This is a genomic window from Sphingobacterium sp. IITKGP-BTPF85, assembly GCF_001006065.1.
GTDB classification, from domain to species: Bacteria; Bacteroidota; Bacteroidia; order Sphingobacteriales; family Sphingobacteriaceae; genus Sphingobacterium; species Sphingobacterium anhuiense.
In genome coordinates this window covers 1-18,821 of record NZ_ASZT02000102.1, presented here as the reverse complement: position 1 = coordinate 18,821, position 18,821 = coordinate 1, and the positions used below count along the sequence as shown (strand labels likewise).

The following is an 18,821-nucleotide window of genomic DNA, read 5'->3' as shown; positions in this document are numbered from 1 at the left end:
GACATGATATGCATATATGCATGAGCTGAAGCAAATAAATATAAAAGATGTAATCTAATCAGAATAGAAGTATAATTAACAAAAAGGAAGCAGCTGTCTTCCTTTGTTAATTATTATTCCCTTTTTAACTTCCTTGGCCCAAGAGTCTTTTAGTCCGACCGTACGGTTGAAAACCAAGTGATCTGGTTTAGAAGATGTATCTAAAGTGAAATACCCTAAACGGATAAACTGATAACCTTTTCCAGGGATTGCATTTAATAAATCAGGTTCAATAAATGCTTTGCTGATTTTTAAACTATCTGGATTAATCGATTCTTTAAAGTTTTCTGAAGCAGCAGGATTTTCATCGTTAAATAAACGATCGTACAATCTGATTTCTGTTTCTTTAGCATGTGGCACAGAAACCCAGTGAATAGTTCCTTTAACTTTCATTCCAGAAGTGTCTTCGCCAGATTTTGAATTGGGCACATAGATACAGTGGACTTCTGTTACTTGACCATTTGCATCTTTAACGAAGTCATGACAGGTTACGATATATGCATTTTTTAGACGTACAGAAAGGCCAGGACCTAAACGGAAAAATTTCTTTGGAGCATCTTCCATAAAGTCATCACGTTCAATCCATAATTCATTTGAAAAAGGAATCATACGAGAACCTTCACCACCCTCAACTTCTGGGTTGTTTTCACCATGTAGTTCTTCAATGTGGTCAGAAGGAAGGTTTGTGATCACTAATTTAATAGGGTCTAGCACAGCCATTCTTCTCCATGCTGTTTTATTCAGATCCTCACGAATACAGAATTCCAAAAGACTCACATCAATCATATTTTCGCGTTTAGCGACGCCGATCTTATCACAGAAAGTGCGGATACTTGCTGGAGTATAACCTCTTCTGCGTAAACCTGAAATAGTAGGCATACGTGGATCATCCCAACTTCTACAAATTTATCATTTACCAATTGTAAAAGCTTACGCTTACTCATAACGGTGTAGGTCATGTTTAAACGCGCAAATTCATATTGCTTTGAAGGATAGATTTCTAGTTTTTCAATACACCAGTCGTACAATGCACGATGTGGAATAAATTCTAACGTACAGATAGAATGTGTGATTTTTTCGATAGAATCTGATTGTCCATGTGCAAAATCGTACATGGGATAAATACACCATTTATTTCCAGTTCGGTGATGATGCGCATGTTTGATACGGTATAACAGCGGATCACGTAAGTGCATGTTTGGATTTGCAAGATCTATCTTAGCACGTAACACTTTTTCACCATCTTGGTATTTACCATCTTTCATTTCTTGAAAAAGAACCAAATTCTCTTCAATGCTACGACTGCGATTAGGAGTTGGAACTCCAGGTTCAGTTGGCGTACCTTTGGCTGCAGCAATCTCTTCTGCCGTACTGTCATCCACATAAGCCAAATCTTTTTTGATGAGGTCTACAGCATATTGATAAAGAGTATCAAAGTAATCAGAAGTATATAATTCCTGTGCCCAGTTGAAGCCAAGCCATTGAATGTCGTTTTTAATACTTTCAACGTACTCCGTATCTTCTGTCACGGGGTTAGTATCGTCAAAACGTAAGTTGGTCTGTCCATTGTATTTTTGCCCTAAACCGAAGTTAGGCAAATAGATTTTGCATGACCGATGTGAAGATAGCCGTTAGGCTCGGGAGGGAAACGTGTCAATACACGCCCATCATGGGTCCCATTACGAAGATCTGCTTCGATAATTTCTTCAATAAAATTTAATGATTTCTCCTCGTTTATCATAATACAAAGTTAAGTATTACTTCGAATTATCCGTAGTAGTTCTTACATTTTAAAGTAAGTTGTTTCGAAAGAAAAATGAGTGAGTTGTAACGGAGAGAAGAGATGCTGTAAAGAACTGTTTTTAATAGTAAAAGGATCGGTTGCCCGATCCTTTTATATGCTATCTATAAGAGAATACATCTCCAAGATCTTCGTTACTCGTGAACGTACAATCAAGATCTGTTAATTCACCTGTTCCAATGTTGATGACCATTCCATGAACAGCTAGATCGTTTCTGTCTTTCCAAGCATTTTGGATAATAGAAGTTGTACATAAGTTAAATACCTGTTCTTGCACATTTAACTCAATTAAACGATCAACTTTTTTATCATGTTCATCAATTGCATCTATTTCTGCTGCATGTAAACGATAAACATCTTTGATGTGACATAACCAGTTATCAATAATTCCAAATTGATTACGGCTTAATGATGCCGCTACACCACCACAGCCATAGTGACCAGCAATAATAATCTGCTTTACTTTCAATACATTTACAGCATAATCGAGTACTGATAACATGCTCATGTCCGAATGCACACACATGTTTGCGATATTACGGTGTACAAATACTTCTCCAGGTTTAGTACCTGTGATTTCATTTGCAGGAACACGACTATCAGCGCAACCAATCCATAAAATTTCTGGATTTTGACCTTTTGCTAATTGTTGAAAACGACCAGTCGTATCATTCTTAACAAAGTCCATCCACTCACGATTTCCTTGTAAAATTTTTTTAAATCCTATTTCTAAATCTTTTTCCATTTTATATATATATTAATACAGTTCATTCAGTCATGTGCTGTATGTTTTATCCCTTATAGGTACAAATCTCGTTAATTAATTGTTTTTATTTTATTATTTTTTCTTGTATTCAATATCTGTCAATTCAATGCGCTTTCCTTTGGTCAGGGCATTCTGTTCAAAATCTTTAATGACCTCGATAACATCTTTATCAATGAATTTACTACCTGTACCGTTAATAACAATAAGGCCAACAGATTTTGGAAGACTATAAAGCTTTTGTTGAATAGGAGCTTTGTTTAAAAAAGATACTTCTTCCGCTAAAGTGATTACAGCTTTGTCGTAGTCATTTTGTTTGACGATATCAAATTTGAAAGCATTCTGCATATTAGCTTTTAAAATATAAAAAGTGGCTACCACAAGACCAATACCTACACCCATTAATAAGTCTGTAAATACAATTGCCACAATTGTTGCAAAGAAAGGAATAAACTGGTCAAGTCCTTTTTTATACATAGATGTAAATAAAGCTGGTTTCGCTAGCTTATAGCCAGTTTGCAATAAAATAGCAGCTAAACAAGATAGTGGGATGAAATTTAATACATTAGGTATGATCAGAATCGCTAGTAATAACCACATACCATGAAGTAAAGCAGATTGTCTTGTTCTTCCTCCAGCATTTACATTCGCTGATGAACGTACAATAACTGACGTCATTGGTAAACCACCCAATAGACCACTTGTTATGTTACCAACTCCTTGTGCAATCAGCTCCCGATTGGTCGGCGTATTTCTTTTAAATGGATCAATTTTATCGACCGCTTCAATACTCAATAGTGTTTCTAAACTGGCAATGATCGCAATGGTGAAAGCGACAATCCAAACTTCTTTATTGATGATCTGTGTAAAATCGGGAAGCGTAAACAGCCCTGTAAATTCTGCAAAGGAATTAACAATCGGTACAAGTACAAACTGTGACTCTGCTAATTGAAATGCTGTTCCATTAAAGGCAAATGATAATCCGATACCTAAAGCCACTACGATTAGTGGAGCAGGAATGCTTTTCAATTTCGGTATGCTTGGCCAATAAATTAAAACAATCAGTGATAAGATGCAGATAATCAAAGCCCCAGGGCCAATTGAAGATACCAAAGTGTCTGTAAATGCGCCAATTCCATGGCCGTTATCAAGCTCAAAAGCATGTGTTTCCAACATACCAAGTGCCAAAGGAATTTGCTTTAATATAATGGTAATCCCAATGGCAGCAAGCATTCCAACAATAACCGAGGATGGGAAATAATTACCAATCATTCCCGCCTTTACAATACCTAGAATCAACTGAAGTATTCCAGCAATAACTACGGCTAATAAAAACGTTTCATAAGCTCCAAGACTCTGAATGGCTCCTAAAACGATAACTGTAAGACCAGCTGCAGGACCACTGACGCTTAAAGGTGATTTACTGATAGAAGAAACGACTACACCGCCAATTACTCCAGTTAACAATCCTGCAAACAATGGCGCACCAGAAGCCATTGCAATACCCAAACATAGTGGAAGTGCTACTAAAAACACCACAACACTAGCGGGTACATCATATTTTAAGTCTCTTTTCGATAGTTTCAGAAAAGCAGACATACGAGTTCCAAACATTAGTTTTTGTCTAAAATTTTACCTGTTTTTTTATATAAGATTTTCCTTTAGTCAGATCTGACCAAAGTTGAGGTCATGCCAAAGCATGTACAGGAAGCCTAGCAGTTAGGAGGCGGCGTAGGAACAGATGGGTGGAATGCACGAATACTTTTTTCATTTTTCAAGTAGTGCTTTTGTTTTCCGTGGTTATCAGTTATGATCGCTAGAAAGTAAGATTCTTCAGTTTTGGCATTAAAAAACTTTGATCCGGACTCATTATGATCACTATGTGCTCCATTGTTGTTCTCAATTTCTAATTGAAGCACAATTTGAAGAATGGTATTTTGATCTAATAAAGATGAAAATATAGGTGTTATTGATATGCTCATCTTTGTGAAAAAGATTAAAGCACATAATAAAGCCGCTATATTTCTAATTTTTTTATTAAACATCTTTCTTCAAAACTGTATCTGTCCCCTATTTAGAGTATGTAAAAATACATTTTTCATGTTAAAAAATTATGAAATTTTTTAAAAAAAATCCATGCTGACAAAAAAATTACAAAGACTCAATATTTCGTTCTATCTTTAATAGAGGAAAAATTACATGTAAAAAATGAAGAGATTTCTCAAGCGTTAACTGTTTGGGTTTTAAAAATTAGCAAATTAAGTAATGGAAGATCAAACACTATTTATTGAAAAAGTAAAAGCATCATACAATCCAAAAGGGGCCTATATTTATTTAGGTGCAGGTATTTTGGATGGTAATATTTTATCAGAGGCTAAAGTTAACCTGGCTTTAAAAATGATGAATCGACATGGCTTAATTACAGGAGCAACCGGAACTGGAAAAACACGTACTTTGCAATTAATTGCTGAACAGTTGTCTGATGCAGGAGTTCCTGTGTTTATGTTAGATGTTAAAGGTGATTTATCGGGCTTAGCTGTTGAAGGACAAACCAATCAAGCGCTTATAGATCGTGGAGATGCTGTGGGTGTTCCGTTTGTACCTGCGAGTTTTCCCATCGAATTATTTTCTTTGACAGGTAATAAAGGAACAACAATGCGGATAAAAGTGTCTGATGTTGGTCCAATTCTTTTGTCCCGTATTTTAGAACTGAATGATACACAAACTGGAGTGTTAGCTGCAATCTTTAAATATGCACAAGATCATAATATGCCTTTGGTTGATTTTAATGATGTTAAAAAGTTACTGAGTTACCTCGCCGATGGTCCAGGAAGTGAGGAGATTAAAGATGATTATGGTAAAATAAGTACATCGAGTTCCGGAACTATTTTACGTAAGATAGTTGCTATAGAACAACAGGGTGTTGCTCATATATTTGGAGAGAAGGAATTTGATATCGAAGATTTATTTCAAAAAGTAGATGGCAGAGGTGTCATTAGTTTATTGAATATTTCGGATGTTCAGGATCAACCCGTGTTATTTTCAACATTTCTATTAAGTATATTAGCCCAGTTGTTTAAAAATTTACCTGAAGTAGGCGATTTGGATAAACCAAAGTTGGTATTTTTCTTTGATGAAGCTCATCTACTATTTAAAGATGCTTCTAAAGCATTTCTGACGCAGGTAGAGCAGATCGTTAGATTGATTCGATCAAAAGGTATAGGCGTATTCTTTTGTACTCAGTCACCAACAGATATTCCGAGTCTGTGTTGGCACAGTTGGGGAATCGCGTACAGCATGCTTTACGTGCTTTTACTCCGAATGATGCTGAGAATTTAAGAAAAACTGTCAAAACATATCCTAAATCAGATTTTTATGCAATCGATCAAATATTAACATCCTTAGGAACAGGGCAGGCACTCATTACAGTGCTGAATGATAAAGGAATTCCTACAGAAGTTGTTTCCACACATCTGGTACCAGCAAGAGCTGTCATGGGACCTGCAGATGCAACAACTTACGATCAGCTTGTCAAACAATCTGATTTGTATTTGAAATATCAACAACGTGAGGAAAATCGCTCTGCAGCTGAGATTGTTGATGAAAGAATGAAAGTGGCAAATGATCAGCAGATACAGCAAGATCGAGAAAAAGAAGAGGCTAAGCTTGCTAAGAGCAGTTCGAGAAGACAAACACCACTAGAAGCCGCTCAGAAAACAGCGACGACCACACTTGCAAGAGAAGGGGTAAAGTTGTTGGGGAAACTGGCAAGTGGTTTGTTAACAGCATTCTTTAAGAAAAAGTAATCTAATATTTATATATTTGCACAAATTTAAACTAGAAACGACCTAGAAATTGGATATGAGTAAACCAACTTTATTAATTTTGGCAGCAGGTATGGCTAGCCGTTACGGATCATTGAAACAGATTGATGCTTTTGGGCCTCACGGCGAAACTATTATTGATTATTCTATCTATGATGCTATTAATGCTGGATTTGGCAAAGTAGTATTTATAATTCGTGAAGAATTTTTAGATAAAATGAAAGAAGTCTTTGACGAAAAGTTAAAAGGAAAAATCGAAGTAGATTACGCTTTCCAAGATTTTGATTTAAAGAAGTATGGTATTGACCGTGAAATAGAGCGTGCTAAACCTTGGGGTACTGCACACGCTGTAATGAGTGCAAAAAATCACGTTGATGGACCTTTCTGTGTGATTAATGCAGATGATTTTTACGGTACGGATTCTTACGAAAAAATGGCTAAGTTCTTAACAACTGAAGTATCAGATGACCAAATGGCTTTGATGGGATTTCAAGTTGGTAATACGTTATCCGATTATGGTTATGTATCTAGAGGGGTATGTGTAGTAAGTCCTTCAGGACATATGGAAAGTGTTACGGAACGTACTAAGATATACTATAAAGAAATTGAAGGCGAGAAAAAAATAGTTTTCGAAGAAGGTGATGTAATAACAGAGTTGGATCCGGAAAGTCGTGTATCTATGAATTTCTGGGGCTTTACTCCAAAAGTATTTGAAGTGGCTGAAGGCATGTTTAGAGATTTTGTTGAGAAAAATTCGGAAGATCCTAAATCTGAATTCTTCATTCCTTCTGTAGCAGATTATTTCGTGCAAACAAAGCAAGCAGATTTAAAGTTATCCCGACCTCATCAAAATGGTTCGGTGTTACCTATAAAGAAGATAAGGAAATTGTGCAGGCATCAATCCTAAAATTGATTGCAGATGGTGCATATCCAGAAAAAATATTTTAAAATATTATCGTAGTATTTTCTAAACCCGCAATATTTGTTGCGGGTTTTTTATGTTTGAGTATTAGAAGGTATTATCATTCTAAGATCAAGTCCATTATAAACATGAAAAAAATATTAAAAGTGCTATTATATATTCTTATCACACTCATTCTAATTGTATTTATTTATTGGTTGTCAGAACGTGTCTTATCGCGAATAAGTGCACATAGAGAAAATTCTGCTCTACCGAAAGATATAACGTTGTATATTATGTCAAATGGTGTGCATACAGATCTAGTATTCCCCGTTAAAAATAATCTGATGGATTGGACACATCTATTTCCATTAAGTAATAATAAGGGAAAAGATACCACATATACTTACATGGGAATAGGATGGGGAGATAAGGCTTTTATTTAAATACCCCAGAATGGAAAGATCTAAAAGCTTCGACAGCATTTGTAGCAGCAACTGGCATTGGTGAAACGGCACTACATATTACCTATCATAAATCAGTGGAGGAGAATGAGCTCTGTTACAAGTATATGATTGATACAGTACAATATCAAATCCTTATTGATTTTGTGAAATCATCGTTGGAATATGATGCTGAAAATAAGCCAATTGTAATTAATACTAATGCACAGTATGGTGATTCGGATGCTTTTTATGAAGCCAAAGGATCTTACAGCATGTTTTACTCATGCAATACTTGGACGAACGAGGCTCTTAAAAAGGCGAATATGCCAGCGGGTATATGGGCAACATTAGATAAAGGAATATTAAGCCATTACAAAAAATAGCACTCCAGTATTCATCACAATAAAAGACATAATAGATTGACAAGTATTTTACATTTTGTAAAAAACACTTGTCAATATGTATGATTAGTTTTACATTTGTCGTACTAACAATATAAAACTTAAAATCATTATGAAAAAAATTCCTTTATTACCCCGGTACTTCCGGTGGATTGGATTAGGATTAGTCCTCATGTTTTTAATCCCAACGGCATTATATATGCTAAAAGAAAATAGTATTTTAATTACTAATTATCCAAGAATAAAAGGGGTAGAGATTATGCCTTTCGAATTATCTTTTTCTACTTTTGCAGTTTTGGGAGGAAATGATGGCCCTTTTGAAATTATTAATACAGAAATGTCACTAACATTACAGCTTTTATCGATCTTTTTAGGGTTGAGTTTTATTGCATTTACGAAGTATAAGTATGAGGATGAAATGATTAATTCTATTCGTCTTTATTCTTGGTCCTGGTCTATTATTTCTTTTGCTATTTTCAATGTATTATTAATTGCATTTGTTTATGCTAGTTGGTATATAAGCCTGGCATTTTTAAGTCCAAATATTATATTATTGCTTTATATTATTATTTTTCGGTTCCAGGTTTTTAAAATGAATAGGAGGTTAGCGCATGAAGAATAATATTAAAATCAATCGACTGATGAAAGATTATTCACAAGAACAGTTAGCAAATAAAGTCGGAGTAAGTAGACAGACAATCAATGCCTTGGAAGCTGCGAAATATGTTCCTTCAACTGTATTGGCACTTAAGTTATCAAGAGTATTGGATAAAAGTATAGAAGAATTATTCCAATTGGAAGATTCAGACTTGGTCTAATAATAAAAAAGCTCGAAGATTCATCTTCGAGCTTTTTATTATTTAAAAGGAGTGTAATTATTTGACTTCTTCGTATTCTACGTCAGTTACGTCATCACCACCTTGGTTACCACCATTGTTTGCTTGACCAGCATCACCTTGAGGTTGTGAACCACCTTGTGAAGCAGCATACATCTCTTCAGAAGCAGCATTCCAAGCATTGTTTACTTCTGCAGAAGCTGAATCGATATCAGCAAAACTTCTTGCTTCAAAAGCAGCTTTCAATTTTACTAAACCAGCTTCGATAGCCGCTTTTTTATCTGCTGAAATTTTATCTCCGTATTCTTTTAATTGTTTTTCAGTTGAGAAAATCAAAGCATCTGCACCATTGATTTTATCAGCTTCTTCTTTCATTTTTTGATCCGCTTCAGCATTTGCTTCAGCTTCTTCTTTCATTTTTTTGATTTCTTCGTCAGATAAACCAGATGAAGCTTCAATACGGATATTTTGCTCTTTTCCAGTTGCTTTATCTTTAGCAGAAACTTTAATGATACCATTTGCATCGATGTCGAATGTTACTTCAATTTGAGGAACACCACGAGGAGCAGAAGGAATATCATTTAAGTGGAAACGGCCAATCGTACGGTTTTGAGCAGCCATTGGACGCTCTCCTTGTAAGATGTGGATTTCAACAGATGGTTGATTATCAGAAGCAGTTGAGAACGTTTCAGACTTTTTAGTAGGAATAGTTGTATTTGCTTCAATTAATTTAGTCATCACACCACCCATTGTTTCGATACCTAATGATAAAGGAGTAACGTCTAATAATAATACGTCTTTCACTTCACCAGTTAATACACCACCTTGGATAGCAGCACCTAATGCTACAACTTCATCAGGTTAACACCTTTAGAAGGCTCTTTTCCGAAGAATGCTTTTACTGCATCAACGATTGCAGGGATACGTGTAGAGCCACCAACTAAGATGATCTCATCGATATCACCTGTACTGAATCCAGCATTTTTCAATGCAGAACGACAAGGATCAATTGTACGTTTGATCAAATCAGCAGCTAAGCTTTCAAATTTAGCACGTGATAAAGGACGAACTAAGTGTTTCGGGCCTGTTGCATCAGCAGTGATGTATGGCAAATTGATTTCAGTAGAAGTTGTGCTTGATAATTCAATTTTAGCTTTCTCAGCAGCTTCTTTCAAACGTTGCAATGCCATTGGATCTTTTTTCAAGTCAAAGCCATTGTTTTCGTTTTTAAACTCGTCATTTAACCAGTTGATGATTACATTATCAAAGTCATCACCACCTAAGTGTGTATCACCGTCAGTAGATTTAACTTCAAATACACCATCACCTAATTCCAATACTGAAACGTCATGTGTACCACCACCACAGTCAAAAACAACAATTTTCATGTCTTTGTGTGCTTTATCTAAACCATAAGCTAAAGCAGCAGCTGTTGGCTCGTTGATAATACGTTTAACTGTTAAACCAGCGATTTCACCAGCTTCTTTAGTTGCTTGACGTTGTGCATCATTGAAGTATGCAGGAACTGTAATTACAGCTTCAGTTACTTCTTGACCTAAGAAATCTTCTGCAGTTTTCTTCATTTTTTGAAGAATCATAGCTGAAATTTCTTGAGGTGTATATTTACGGTCGTCAATTTCTACACGTGGTGTATTGTTGTCGCCTTTTACTACATTATAAGGTACATGTTGCGCTTCATTTACAGACTCATCATAAGATAAACCCATAAAGCGTTTAATAGAGTAAATAGTTTTAGTCGGGTTTGTGATCGCTTGACGTTTTGCTGGATCACCTACCTTACGCTCGCCACCTTCAACAAAAGCAACGATAGAAGGGGTTGTACGTTTACCCTCATTGTTAGCAATAACTACCGGTTCGTTACCTTCCATTACAGCAACACATGAATTGGTCGTACCTAAGTCGATTCCTATTATTTTAGACATATTATATATATTTATTTTTTACTAATCTGTTTGTTGTATACCTACCTAATCAACCCTTGTGCCAATCATTTTGTTTTCATGAAAATGAATAAAATTGACAAGTAAACGTCAGAATTGGTGACAAACTGTCATTTTTATGTTTCTTTATTTCGTCAGAATTGTGCAAATGGCAAAATTTTGTCATATTGTATCCCAAAATATAAAAGCTAATATATGCAGTTCGAAGAATACGTATCCTATTTTAAAGCTATCGTAGAAAATCCCGAGAATTATGAAGGTTATCAAGACGAAGAAATCTTTAATTACACCAAATTAAATTGGTCGAGGATGAATCGCTGGTTGAAAAAATTTGAACCCAATGCTGAAACAGCTTCATTTATGAACGGGATTGCAACCAAGCAACATTGGATCTTAATAACAGAACCATGGTGCGGTGATGCCGCTCATTCTGTCCCCATGATTTACCAGATGGTGAAGAGTAATCCATTGCTTGTTCTGGATATACAGTTACGTGATTCGGAACCTTATACAATTAACCAATATTTGACCAATGGCGGAAAGTCTATTCCTAAATTAGTGATTCGTAATGAGCAAGGTGATGACTTGGCTGTATGGGGACCGCGCCCTCAGGGCTGTACAGATCTATTTGTTATGATGAAAGGTAAAGGAGCTGAATTTAATGACATTAAAGAAGAGATTCAAAAATGGTATAATCAAGATAAAGGAGTTGCCATACAGGAGGAATTAGTTGACATACTTAGTCGATAACTGATTAGAGCAGATTCTTTAATAAAGAATCTGCTCTAATATTTGTCTTCTTTGTTGTGCATCACTGTTACCTCTTCCCCTAAACATACTGCCTGAAAGCAATTTAAAAAATTCGTTGGATGACATCTCTTTTGCTTTTTTATCTTTCCACGAACTTGAAACCTGATCAGTGGTGAATTTTACCTCAGTCGCCCAATAATTGATATGCATTTCAGGAATAACAAGTCCCAAGATCATTCCCGGCAATCCTCCTGTTAATACCGGCCCTCCTGAAACAGGAATCTCTTCTGTATAAAAAGCGATTAGATAAAGTGAATCTTTCGTCGCCCCATTTACACGTCTACATTCATACCCTGAAATTGTTCTAAACTCATCTGTGAATCGCCATGTAACATCCTGAAGACTATCTTTTATAATAATTTTTTCGTCAATTTGAAGCTGTACTTCAGAAAGCTTAGCTTTAAGGTTCTGAAAATAAGTTTTATCGCCCATTCTGTTGTTTCCTCTGCCCATGCCACGCATACCGCCACCTCCATTTGTGCCTGTTCGTTGATTGGCTCCTGCATTCCCTCGTCCTCCTCCTGAACTTCTTCCAACTCTTGTATTTGCTGGTGAGGTATTGGGTTTTGTTGGCGTTTCTTCTGCATTGGACTCCATCAATGTCTGGTTCTCATCAAACTTCAGAACAAAATTGGATGTAGAACTTCTGGCATTTCATCGATGTTTCCCATGTACATCATACCTCTATTACCGTTTCCACCATGCTTAGCCATCAATTCTCGCATTCTCGCTTTCGTATACACCACTTTTTCAAAATTGATGGTTCCCTTTGTTGCAAAGTAAGCATGTTGCGCAAATGCATCTGTGCCAAATAGCAAAAGAATGAAACCTATTAATAATTTAGTCATTTTTCTTTCCTAATTTTTTGTTAAAATCCCATTTCAATCCAAGCATGAAATATTGAGTAAGCATCTGTTGTTGTGATTCCGAAAATTTACTGCTGTCAAATGAGCGATTGGTAGTATTGAATGTTTTAAAAATATCAAATGCTTTTAAGCTTAATTGTAGGTTATTGCTCATCAATTTCTTATTTAATTCCATATTCATATAAAATTGATTGATAGCTTTAGTGTATACTTTGTTCTTACCCGTATATCCGTAATTAATAACCTGCACCAGATCAAATTTAAAGGGTAGGAAGTATTTGATATCCGTATTGATATTTGCTCTCAGACTATTACTGTTTAAATCAGGTTGTAAAAGAGTCTCCACACGATCAACACCTATATTCGTAAAGAAGTTGAAGTCAATAACCTTAGAATTTTGTTTATTTAATCCAAAACCTGCACTTGCATTGTAGTTCTTGGAATTGTTCAATACACCATTCAGAAAGTCGTAACTATTTCCATAACTTAAATTCGCATTTGGATTGAACTGAAGTAAATTATTAAATAAAGGTTTACTATAACCAGAGTATACTCTAGCGGACCAGTTTATTTTATCTCGTATGTTTTCATAATTACTGGTTGTCACCCCTTCAGAATCAAGGATTCTCTTATTTGCAATCGGATTATGTGTTGTTGTAATACCCGCATTGATATTGAAGCTCGAACTTCTTAAAATGCTAAAGGTATTAAAATTTAAATTATAAGAGTTTTCAGTTGATTTCTTTAAATCGGGGTTTCCTAATTGTACAAATAATGGATTTGTCTGTGGTTGTAAGGCTATCAATTGTCCGAACGTCGGAATTCTGTTCGATGTACCGTAGCTAAGCATCAAATTTTTGTTTAAAGACAATTTGTAATTAACATTCATATTCAGGTTATTATCCCAAAAGTTGCGATTGAGATTAATATCACGATAGGTGTCAATTAATTTTTGATTCCTATAGCTCATCGTATTTGATAGGTTAATATTGAGTTTGTCTTTAATGTTGTAGTTTAACTGAATATTTGCACCCTGATTGAAATTTTTGTTTTCTTCATTTTTAGAATATAATGAATCTAACAACGTATATTCACCCAGTCCATTGGCATTTAATGATCTATTTAGACTTTTTGAAACGCTACTGTTCATCGTATATCCTACAGTTAGGTACAAGTCTTGAAGTAATTTCTCATTTAAATTTAGAGAAGCACCGATTCGATTGTTCTTCGCTTCGTTTACACGTTTTTGATCTATAGTATCAGCTCTGTTAAGCGCGTTGTTTTTATAATAGTTTGTAATCGATTTTGTTTGACCAATAGATTCACTTTGTGATAATTGCGTATTAAACTGAACATTAATAGACCGTCCATTATTGTTTAATCTTCTTCTATAATTAATACGGAAATCGGCATTATCATTATTTCCCTTTGAGCTGTTATTTTCATCAAAAGTGTTCGTTAGTGTAGTGTCATTAATGGTGATCCTACGGTTCGACGTACTTTTAGTATAGGTGTCTGATTTGCCTGCATTCAATTGAACGTCTAGATTTTGGATAGAATCGATTTTGAATCGTACCTGTGTTCTGACATTGTTATTTTTTGTATCGTTATCGGAGCTGTTACTTCCTATTGTTTCTTGTGTTTTGTCTTCAAATAATTCCTTAACGTTAGAAGTTCGTTCATTAGTAGCGCTGTTGTTGTTGAAATTATAACTGGAATTTAATGATAATCTTTTCTTTAGAAATACATTATCATAATTTACGCCAATATTTTTATATTCAGGTTTACCTTGAATGCTGGCATTGGAACGGATCCTTGAATCATTTCCCCCTCCCATATTGTTCCAGTTTCCGGTTAGTCCTATACGTTCAGAACGATTGAATTTAGCGGCAAATAAACCCGCGTCAAATAAATGTTTAGTACCAATTGTAGCATTCGCATTTCCGAAAATACCTTTTCTAGCTTCTTCTTTAAGCACCACATTAACCGTTTTGATACGTACGCCGTCATCCACTCCCGTTAATTCAGCTTCATCAGATTTTTTCTCGTATACCTGTACTTTGTCAATAGCATCTGCTCTAACATTGCGAATCGCAATTTTAGGATCATAACCAAAAAATTCTTCACCATCTATCAATACCTTTGAAACTGTTTTCCCCTGAGCAGTAATAGTTCCGTCCGAAGATACAGTCATACCGGGTAACCTTCGGAGAAGGTCTTCCAATTTTGCATTTTTTTCAGTTTCAAAACTACCGGCATTATATTCTATTGTGTCACCTTTAATTTTTATTGGTAGTTTTTGCGTAATAACAACCTCTTCAAGAACATTGGCTCGTGAACTTATCTTAATATCATGTAAATCAATCTTGCTATCTTCTACATTTATAATGTCACTGTATAGTTCAAATTTTGGATAAGTCACAAGTACGCGATAAGCACCTTTTTCTGGGGGTTGAATATTGAAACTACCTTCCTCGTTTGTGCGTGTAAATACTTTCAAAATAGAATCTTGTGCCGTAAGTAAGATTACTGAAGCATTGAAAAGGGGCTTGTTTTCGCCTCGATCTATAACCTTACCCTTAATAGAAGTTTGTGCGTAACTTAATGATGTGCAAAAAAATAATAGGAGGAAAAATATCCTGTTCATAATGCTATTTAGGTGAAGTTATGTGTCAAATATAGAATATTAACCGGTTCTTAATATTTGTGTAATCAGAATGTTATAAAAACAGAGCATTATTTACAATAATTAACATTTTTTGTTTTTTTATAATCTTTATCAGCAGGCTGTACATTGGGTAAAATAATAATTATTTCTTAACTTTCAGAAAAAATCCAAACATGAATATCGAAGAATTACGCGATTATTGCATAGCAAAAAATGCAGTAACAGAAGAACTTCCATTTGGTCCTGATACACTGGTTTTTAAAGTTGCTTCTAAAGTTTTTCTATTAGTTGGGTTAGATCAATTGGAGGGACTATCTTTTAATGTTAAGTGTGATCCAGAGTATGCTATTAGTTTGAGACAGGAATTTCTGCAGACAGTTTTTCCAGGTTATCATATGAATAAGAAACATTGGAATACAGTTCATGCAAATCGTGAATTAACAGACCAAAAGTTATTGGAATTAATTGATCATAGTTATGATCTTGTGTTTGCATCATTGCCTAAAAAAATAAAAGAAAATCTTTAATAACAGTTGAATTTCCTTTAATTGTCAAGTTTTAGAGACAAAGGTCTTTTTTCTCCACGAAATTTAAGTTGTTACCCCAACAATCTTAACTTTGCGCCACGTTAATAATTCTCACAATTAACGATATTTTACATTAAATATTAATTTATTATGGAACAAAAACGAATTCTATCGTTTATGATTTGTATTATGCTGTTTTTTGTATTAAATGGCTGTATTAAAGAAGAGGCATTGAATACAGAAGCTGATATTGAACAGGCGAGTATTCTGAATGGAGATTTAGCACTTAGTACAGCACCTTCTATAGGTAATAATACGATTATTTTTAAACTAAAACGCTTTTCTGGTAGTTACGTACATACGCCTGAGTTTGTGTTGACACCAGGAGCGACTATCTTGCCAAAAAGTGGTACCGAACTTGATTTTTCACAACCTCAAAAATATACGGTAACTTCTCAAGATGGTGCATGGTCAAAGACTTATACAGTCTCATTTGTAGTTGACGAAGGCGCTAATTTTTATGGTGCATTTGAAAATGCACAAGTTGTTGATACAGATAATCCTGTAGGTCATTACCATCAGTTTTTTGAATTAACAGCAGGCGGTCAGAAAAATATTATTTGGGAAACAGCAAATGAGGGATATAATATTCTTGCTGGTACATTAGTGGGAGAGGATAAAGATTTAATACCATCTTTCTATCCAACTTCGCAAGTAACAGACGGTTATCTTGGTAATGCTGCTAAATTAATGACGAAAGATACCGGTCCATTAGGCGGGATGTTCGGTTCGCCATTGGCTGCGGGTAATCTGTTTGTTGGGGAGTTCAGGCTTACTTTTCCTACTGTTAATTCTACTCGATTTGGTATCTCGTACAACAATGATACTGCTCCGGTAGCATTAAAAGGTTTCTTTAAATATAAAGCCGGTGAAAAATTTGTAGATAATACAAAACCATCACAGCTCACTAAAGATACGTGGGATGGATATGCAATTTTATTTGAAAAATCAGCTGATTTAAATAAATTTCTTAACAGGTACACATGCCTTTAAAGATTCTCGGATCGTTAGTGTTGCTAGAATTGGAACAAAAGAACAAATTGAAACTGATAAATGGACAGCATTTAATGTTCCTTTTTCTTTTGTGAATGGTAAATCTTTTGATCCAGCTAAAGAATATATGTATACCATAGTATTGAGTTCAAGTAAAGAAGGAGATATTTTTAATGGTGCTGTAGGAAGTACTTTATTTATTGATGAGGTAGAGCTTGTTACAGGTCAAAAAAAATAATGATGAATATAAATAATAAAACTATTGTAATGAACAGAATACTATATGTTGTAGCTATTTGTTTAATGGTTACCCAATATGCCCAGGCGCAAGACAGTACAGTTAACAGTAACACAAATTTTTTTAATACAAATATTGATTACGCAGTGCAAGCGCAATTTAGTATAGGGGGCAGTAGTCCATTAGGTATGCCTCGTGAAATAAGAAAGATTGAAAGTTTTAATCCCGGGTTTAGTTTTGGTTTAGAAGCAAACGCTACTAAATGGATACATGAAAATGGAAAATGGGGAGTGCGATTAGGGCTTCGTTTTGAAGAAAAAGGAATGAAGACCAATGCCCGCGTCAAGAACTATCTAACAGAAGTGGTTAAGGATAATTCAAAAGTTAGAGGTTACTATACAGGAAAAGTACAGACAAATGTGAGTAATACATATTTTACTATACCTGTTTTGGCTGTTTATAAACTTTCGGATAAATGGAATTTATATGGAGGTCTCTATTTTTCAAGATTGATTGACAATACATTTGATGGATATGTATCGGATGGCTATTTAAGGCAAAATACACCAACAGGAACAAAAATATCGTTTGAAGACGGAAGTCAAGCTGCATATGATTTCTCGGACAATGTTCGGAAATTTCAATGGGGTACTCAACTTGGAGCAGAATGGAAAATGAATAAACATTTTAAATTATTGACAGACCTTACATATGGCTTCAATAATATTTTAGAAAAAGATTTCAATTCTATCGATTTCAGTATGCATAATATTTACCTCAACGTAGGTTTTGGTTATTCTTTTTAAACAGATTAATATGGATTTCCTGATTGATCATTGTCAAAAGGGAAATCAAGATTTTAATGATGTTAAAAATTAAAAATGGCCTGTTAAATTTTTAACAGGCCATTTTTGTTTTCTAATAAACAGTTTGTTTGAAAGGTTGGTCTTCTTTTTTATAAAAAATACTTACATCTTCAAACCGATCTCTCTCAAACGTTCATCTAAATATTCACCTGCAGTATAATCAGGATAAGCTTTTGGATAGGTTTCGCTAATGCAAGAATCTAAACAAGCTAAGCTCATTGATGCTTTAGGGTGTAAGAAGAAAGGAATAGAAAAACGAGAATTACCCATTAATTCACGCGGTGGATTAACGACACGGTGTGTAGTTGATTTTAATTTATTATTTGTTAAGCGCTGCAACATGTCACCAACATTGATAACGATATCTTCACCTTTAGCTTTAATAGGAAACCATTCACCGTCTTTTGTCATAACCTCAAGACCGTCAGCACTCGCTCCAATTAATAAAGTAATCAAATTGATATCTTCGTGTGCTCCGGCGCGAACAGCATCAGGTGCTAATTCATCAGGATTTTGGATCGGAAAGTAATGGATTGCACGTAAAATAGAGTTACCGTTGATAACGAATTTTTCGAAATAATCTTCTTCTAGCTCCAAATAAGTTGCAATTGCTTTTAATAATTCACGACCAGTATCTTCTAGTTTTTTATATACTTCGGCGGTGATTTCACTGAATCGGGGTAATTCGGCAACTTCAGGATTATCAGGAAAATCAGTTTTACTATATTCTTCACCAACGATTGTTTGTCCTCTTTGCCAAAATTCTTTCAAATCTGGAGTTGTGGAATCTTTTGCTTTTTCGCGACCTTTTGTTGTATACC

Annotated in this window: 16 protein-coding genes and 5 pseudogenes; 10 read left to right on the top strand and 11 right to left on the bottom strand. The window is 34.9% G+C overall.

Annotated elements, in window-relative coordinates; all coding sequences use genetic code 11:
- Positions 1–75 precede the first annotated feature (75 nt).
- From L950_RS37420 to L950_RS17660, 6 genes and pseudogenes are all read right to left on the bottom strand, one after another.
- A complete protein-coding gene (locus L950_RS37420; protein ID WP_410528137.1) occupies positions 76–432 on the bottom strand; it encodes a hypothetical protein in 357 nt (118 codons plus the stop codon).
- 96 nt (positions 433–528) lie between these two features.
- A pseudogene (gene glnS, locus L950_RS33775) lies at positions 529–1,643 on the bottom strand (glutamine--tRNA ligase); the annotation flags it as partial.
- Positions 1,619–1,780, bottom strand: coding sequence for a glutamate--tRNA ligase family protein (locus L950_RS33770; RefSeq protein ID WP_231577388.1), 162 nt, complete (start codon positions 1,778–1,780; stop codon positions 1,619–1,621). The gene L950_RS33770 and the pseudogene glnS, both read right to left, overlap by 25 nt.
- Positions 1,781–1,940: 160 nt before the next feature.
- Positions 1,941–2,585 (bottom strand): carbonic anhydrase, encoded by a 645-nt coding sequence (locus tag L950_RS17670; RefSeq protein ID WP_021190157.1) that lies wholly within the window; start codon positions 2,583–2,585, stop codon positions 1,941–1,943.
- 93 nt (positions 2,586–2,678) lie between these two features.
- Positions 2,679–4,217, bottom strand: coding sequence for a SulP family inorganic anion transporter (locus tag L950_RS17665; RefSeq protein ID WP_031288378.1), 1,539 nt, complete (start codon positions 4,215–4,217; stop codon positions 2,679–2,681).
- Between the two features lie 98 nt (positions 4,218–4,315).
- Entirely contained in the window at positions 4,316–4,648 is a 333-nt protein-coding gene (locus L950_RS17660) for a hypothetical protein (protein ID WP_021190155.1), read from the bottom strand.
- 220 nt (positions 4,649–4,868) lie between these two features.
- On the opposite strand from L950_RS17660, the pseudogene L950_RS17655 reads away from it, so the two are divergent.
- The 5 genes and pseudogenes from L950_RS17655 to L950_RS17635 all read left to right on the top strand — a co-directional run bounded on the left by L950_RS17655 (position 4,869) and on the right by L950_RS17635 (position 8,993).
- A pseudogene (locus L950_RS17655) lies at positions 4,869–6,409 on the top strand (helicase HerA-like domain-containing protein).
- A gap of 55 nt (positions 6,410–6,464) precedes the next feature.
- A pseudogene (locus L950_RS17650) lies at positions 6,465–7,375 on the top strand (NDP-sugar synthase).
- Between the two features lie 102 nt (positions 7,376–7,477).
- Positions 7,478–8,157: pseudogene (locus L950_RS37415) on the top strand (TIGR02117 family protein).
- A gap of 130 nt (positions 8,158–8,287) precedes the next feature.
- Positions 8,288–8,797, top strand: coding sequence for a hypothetical protein (locus L950_RS17640; protein ID WP_021190154.1), 510 nt, complete (start codon positions 8,288–8,290; stop codon positions 8,795–8,797).
- Entirely contained in the window at positions 8,787–8,993 is a 207-nt protein-coding gene (locus L950_RS17635; RefSeq protein WP_021190153.1) for a helix-turn-helix transcriptional regulator, read from the top strand. Before L950_RS17640 ends, L950_RS17635 begins: the two co-directional genes overlap by 11 nt.
- 57 nt (positions 8,994–9,050) lie before the next feature.
- Here L950_RS17635 and dnaK read toward each other — a convergent pair.
- Positions 9,051–10,954: pseudogene (gene dnaK / locus L950_RS17630) on the bottom strand (molecular chaperone DnaK).
- A gap of 213 nt (positions 10,955–11,167) precedes the next feature.
- Between dnaK and L950_RS17625 the strand changes: the two are divergent.
- On the top strand, positions 11,168–11,722 hold the full coding sequence (locus tag L950_RS17625; RefSeq protein WP_021190152.1) for a thioredoxin family protein: 555 nt from the start codon (positions 11,168–11,170) through the stop codon (positions 11,720–11,722).
- 18 nt (positions 11,723–11,740) lie between these two features.
- Here L950_RS17625 and L950_RS26910 read toward each other — a convergent pair whose 3' ends face one another.
- From L950_RS26910 to L950_RS17610, 3 genes are read right to left on the bottom strand one after another with little or no spacing between them, the layout of a single operon-like run.
- Positions 11,741–12,379, bottom strand: coding sequence for a GLPGLI family protein (locus L950_RS26910; protein WP_021190151.1), 639 nt, complete (start codon positions 12,377–12,379; stop codon positions 11,741–11,743).
- Positions 12,380–12,402: 23 nt separating this feature from the next.
- Positions 12,403–12,630: a hypothetical protein gene (locus tag L950_RS17615; protein WP_021190150.1), complete on the bottom strand. Its 228-nt coding sequence runs from the start codon at positions 12,628–12,630 to the stop codon at positions 12,403–12,405.
- Positions 12,623–15,295, bottom strand: a complete 2,673-nt coding sequence (locus L950_RS17610) for a TonB-dependent receptor domain-containing protein (RefSeq protein ID WP_021190149.1) — start codon at positions 15,293–15,295, stop codon at positions 12,623–12,625. The genes L950_RS17615 and L950_RS17610 overlap by 8 nt, the downstream gene beginning before the upstream one ends.
- Before the next feature lie 194 nt (positions 15,296–15,489).
- Between L950_RS17610 and L950_RS17605 the strand changes: the two genes are divergently transcribed.
- The 4 genes from L950_RS17605 (at position 15,490) to L950_RS17595 (ending at position 17,940) form a co-directional block, all read left to right on the top strand.
- A complete protein-coding gene (locus L950_RS17605) occupies positions 15,490–15,843 on the top strand; it encodes an MmcQ/YjbR family DNA-binding protein (protein ID WP_021190148.1) in 354 nt (117 codons plus the stop codon).
- A gap of 150 nt (positions 15,844–15,993) precedes the next feature.
- The gene (locus L950_RS17600; RefSeq protein WP_197086518.1) at positions 15,994–16,896 is read left to right on the top strand and encodes a PCMD domain-containing protein; all 903 of its coding nucleotides are present in this window, start codon (positions 15,994–15,996) and stop codon (positions 16,894–16,896) included.
- Positions 16,865–17,134, top strand: a complete 270-nt coding sequence (locus L950_RS35690) for a PCMD domain-containing protein (RefSeq protein WP_197086519.1) — start codon at positions 16,865–16,867, stop codon at positions 17,132–17,134. The genes L950_RS17600 and L950_RS35690 overlap by 32 nt, the downstream gene beginning before the upstream one ends.
- A 29-nt stretch (positions 17,135–17,163) precedes the next feature.
- Positions 17,164–17,940, top strand: coding sequence for a porin family protein (locus tag L950_RS17595; RefSeq protein ID WP_031288372.1), 777 nt, complete (start codon positions 17,164–17,166; stop codon positions 17,938–17,940).
- A 162-nt stretch (positions 17,941–18,102) separates the two neighbouring features.
- On the opposite strand, the gene L950_RS17590 is transcribed toward L950_RS17595, so the two are convergent.
- A partial coding sequence (locus tag L950_RS17590) for an isopenicillin N synthase family dioxygenase (RefSeq protein ID WP_021190146.1) occupies positions 18,103–18,821 on the bottom strand: 719 nt, incomplete at its 5' end.

Bases quoted from the DNA above. Each gene is read 5' to 3' on its own strand.
- L950_RS37420 (WP_410528137.1), bottom strand. From the start codon at position 432: ATGAAAGTTAAAGGAACTATTCACTGGGTTTCTGTGCCACATGCTAAA.
- L950_RS33770 (WP_231577388.1), bottom strand. From the start codon at position 1,780: ATGATAAACGAGGAGAAATCATTAAATTTTATTGAAGAAATTATCGAA.
- L950_RS17670 (WP_021190157.1), bottom strand. From the start codon at position 2,585: ATGGAAAAAGATTTAGAAATAGGATTTAAAAAAATTTTACAAGGAAAT.
- L950_RS17665 (WP_031288378.1), bottom strand. From the start codon at position 4,217: ATGTTTGGAACTCGTATGTCTGCTTTTCTGAAACTATCGAAAAGAGAC.
- L950_RS17660 (WP_021190155.1), bottom strand. From the start codon at position 4,648: ATGTTTAATAAAAAAATTAGAAATATAGCGGCTTTATTATGTGCTTTA.
- L950_RS17640 (WP_021190154.1), top strand. From the start codon at position 8,288: ATGAAAAAAATTCCTTTATTACCCCGGTACTTCCGGTGGATTGGATTA.
- L950_RS17635 (WP_021190153.1), top strand. From the start codon at position 8,787: ATGAAGAATAATATTAAAATCAATCGACTGATGAAAGATTATTCACAA.
- L950_RS17625 (WP_021190152.1), top strand. From the start codon at position 11,168: ATGCAGTTCGAAGAATACGTATCCTATTTTAAAGCTATCGTAGAAAAT.
- L950_RS26910 (WP_021190151.1), bottom strand. From the start codon at position 12,379: ATGGAGTCCAATGCAGAAGAAACGCCAACAAAACCCAATACCTCACCA.
- L950_RS17615 (WP_021190150.1), bottom strand. From the start codon at position 12,630: ATGACTAAATTATTAATAGGTTTCATTCTTTTGCTATTTGGCACAGAT.
- L950_RS17610 (WP_021190149.1), bottom strand. From the start codon at position 15,295: ATGAACAGGATATTTTTCCTCCTATTATTTTTTTGCACATCATTAAGT.
- L950_RS17605 (WP_021190148.1), top strand. From the start codon at position 15,490: ATGAATATCGAAGAATTACGCGATTATTGCATAGCAAAAAATGCAGTA.
- L950_RS17600 (WP_197086518.1), top strand. From the start codon at position 15,994: ATGGAACAAAAACGAATTCTATCGTTTATGATTTGTATTATGCTGTTT.
- L950_RS17595 (WP_031288372.1), top strand. From the start codon at position 17,164: ATGAACAGAATACTATATGTTGTAGCTATTTGTTTAATGGTTACCCAA.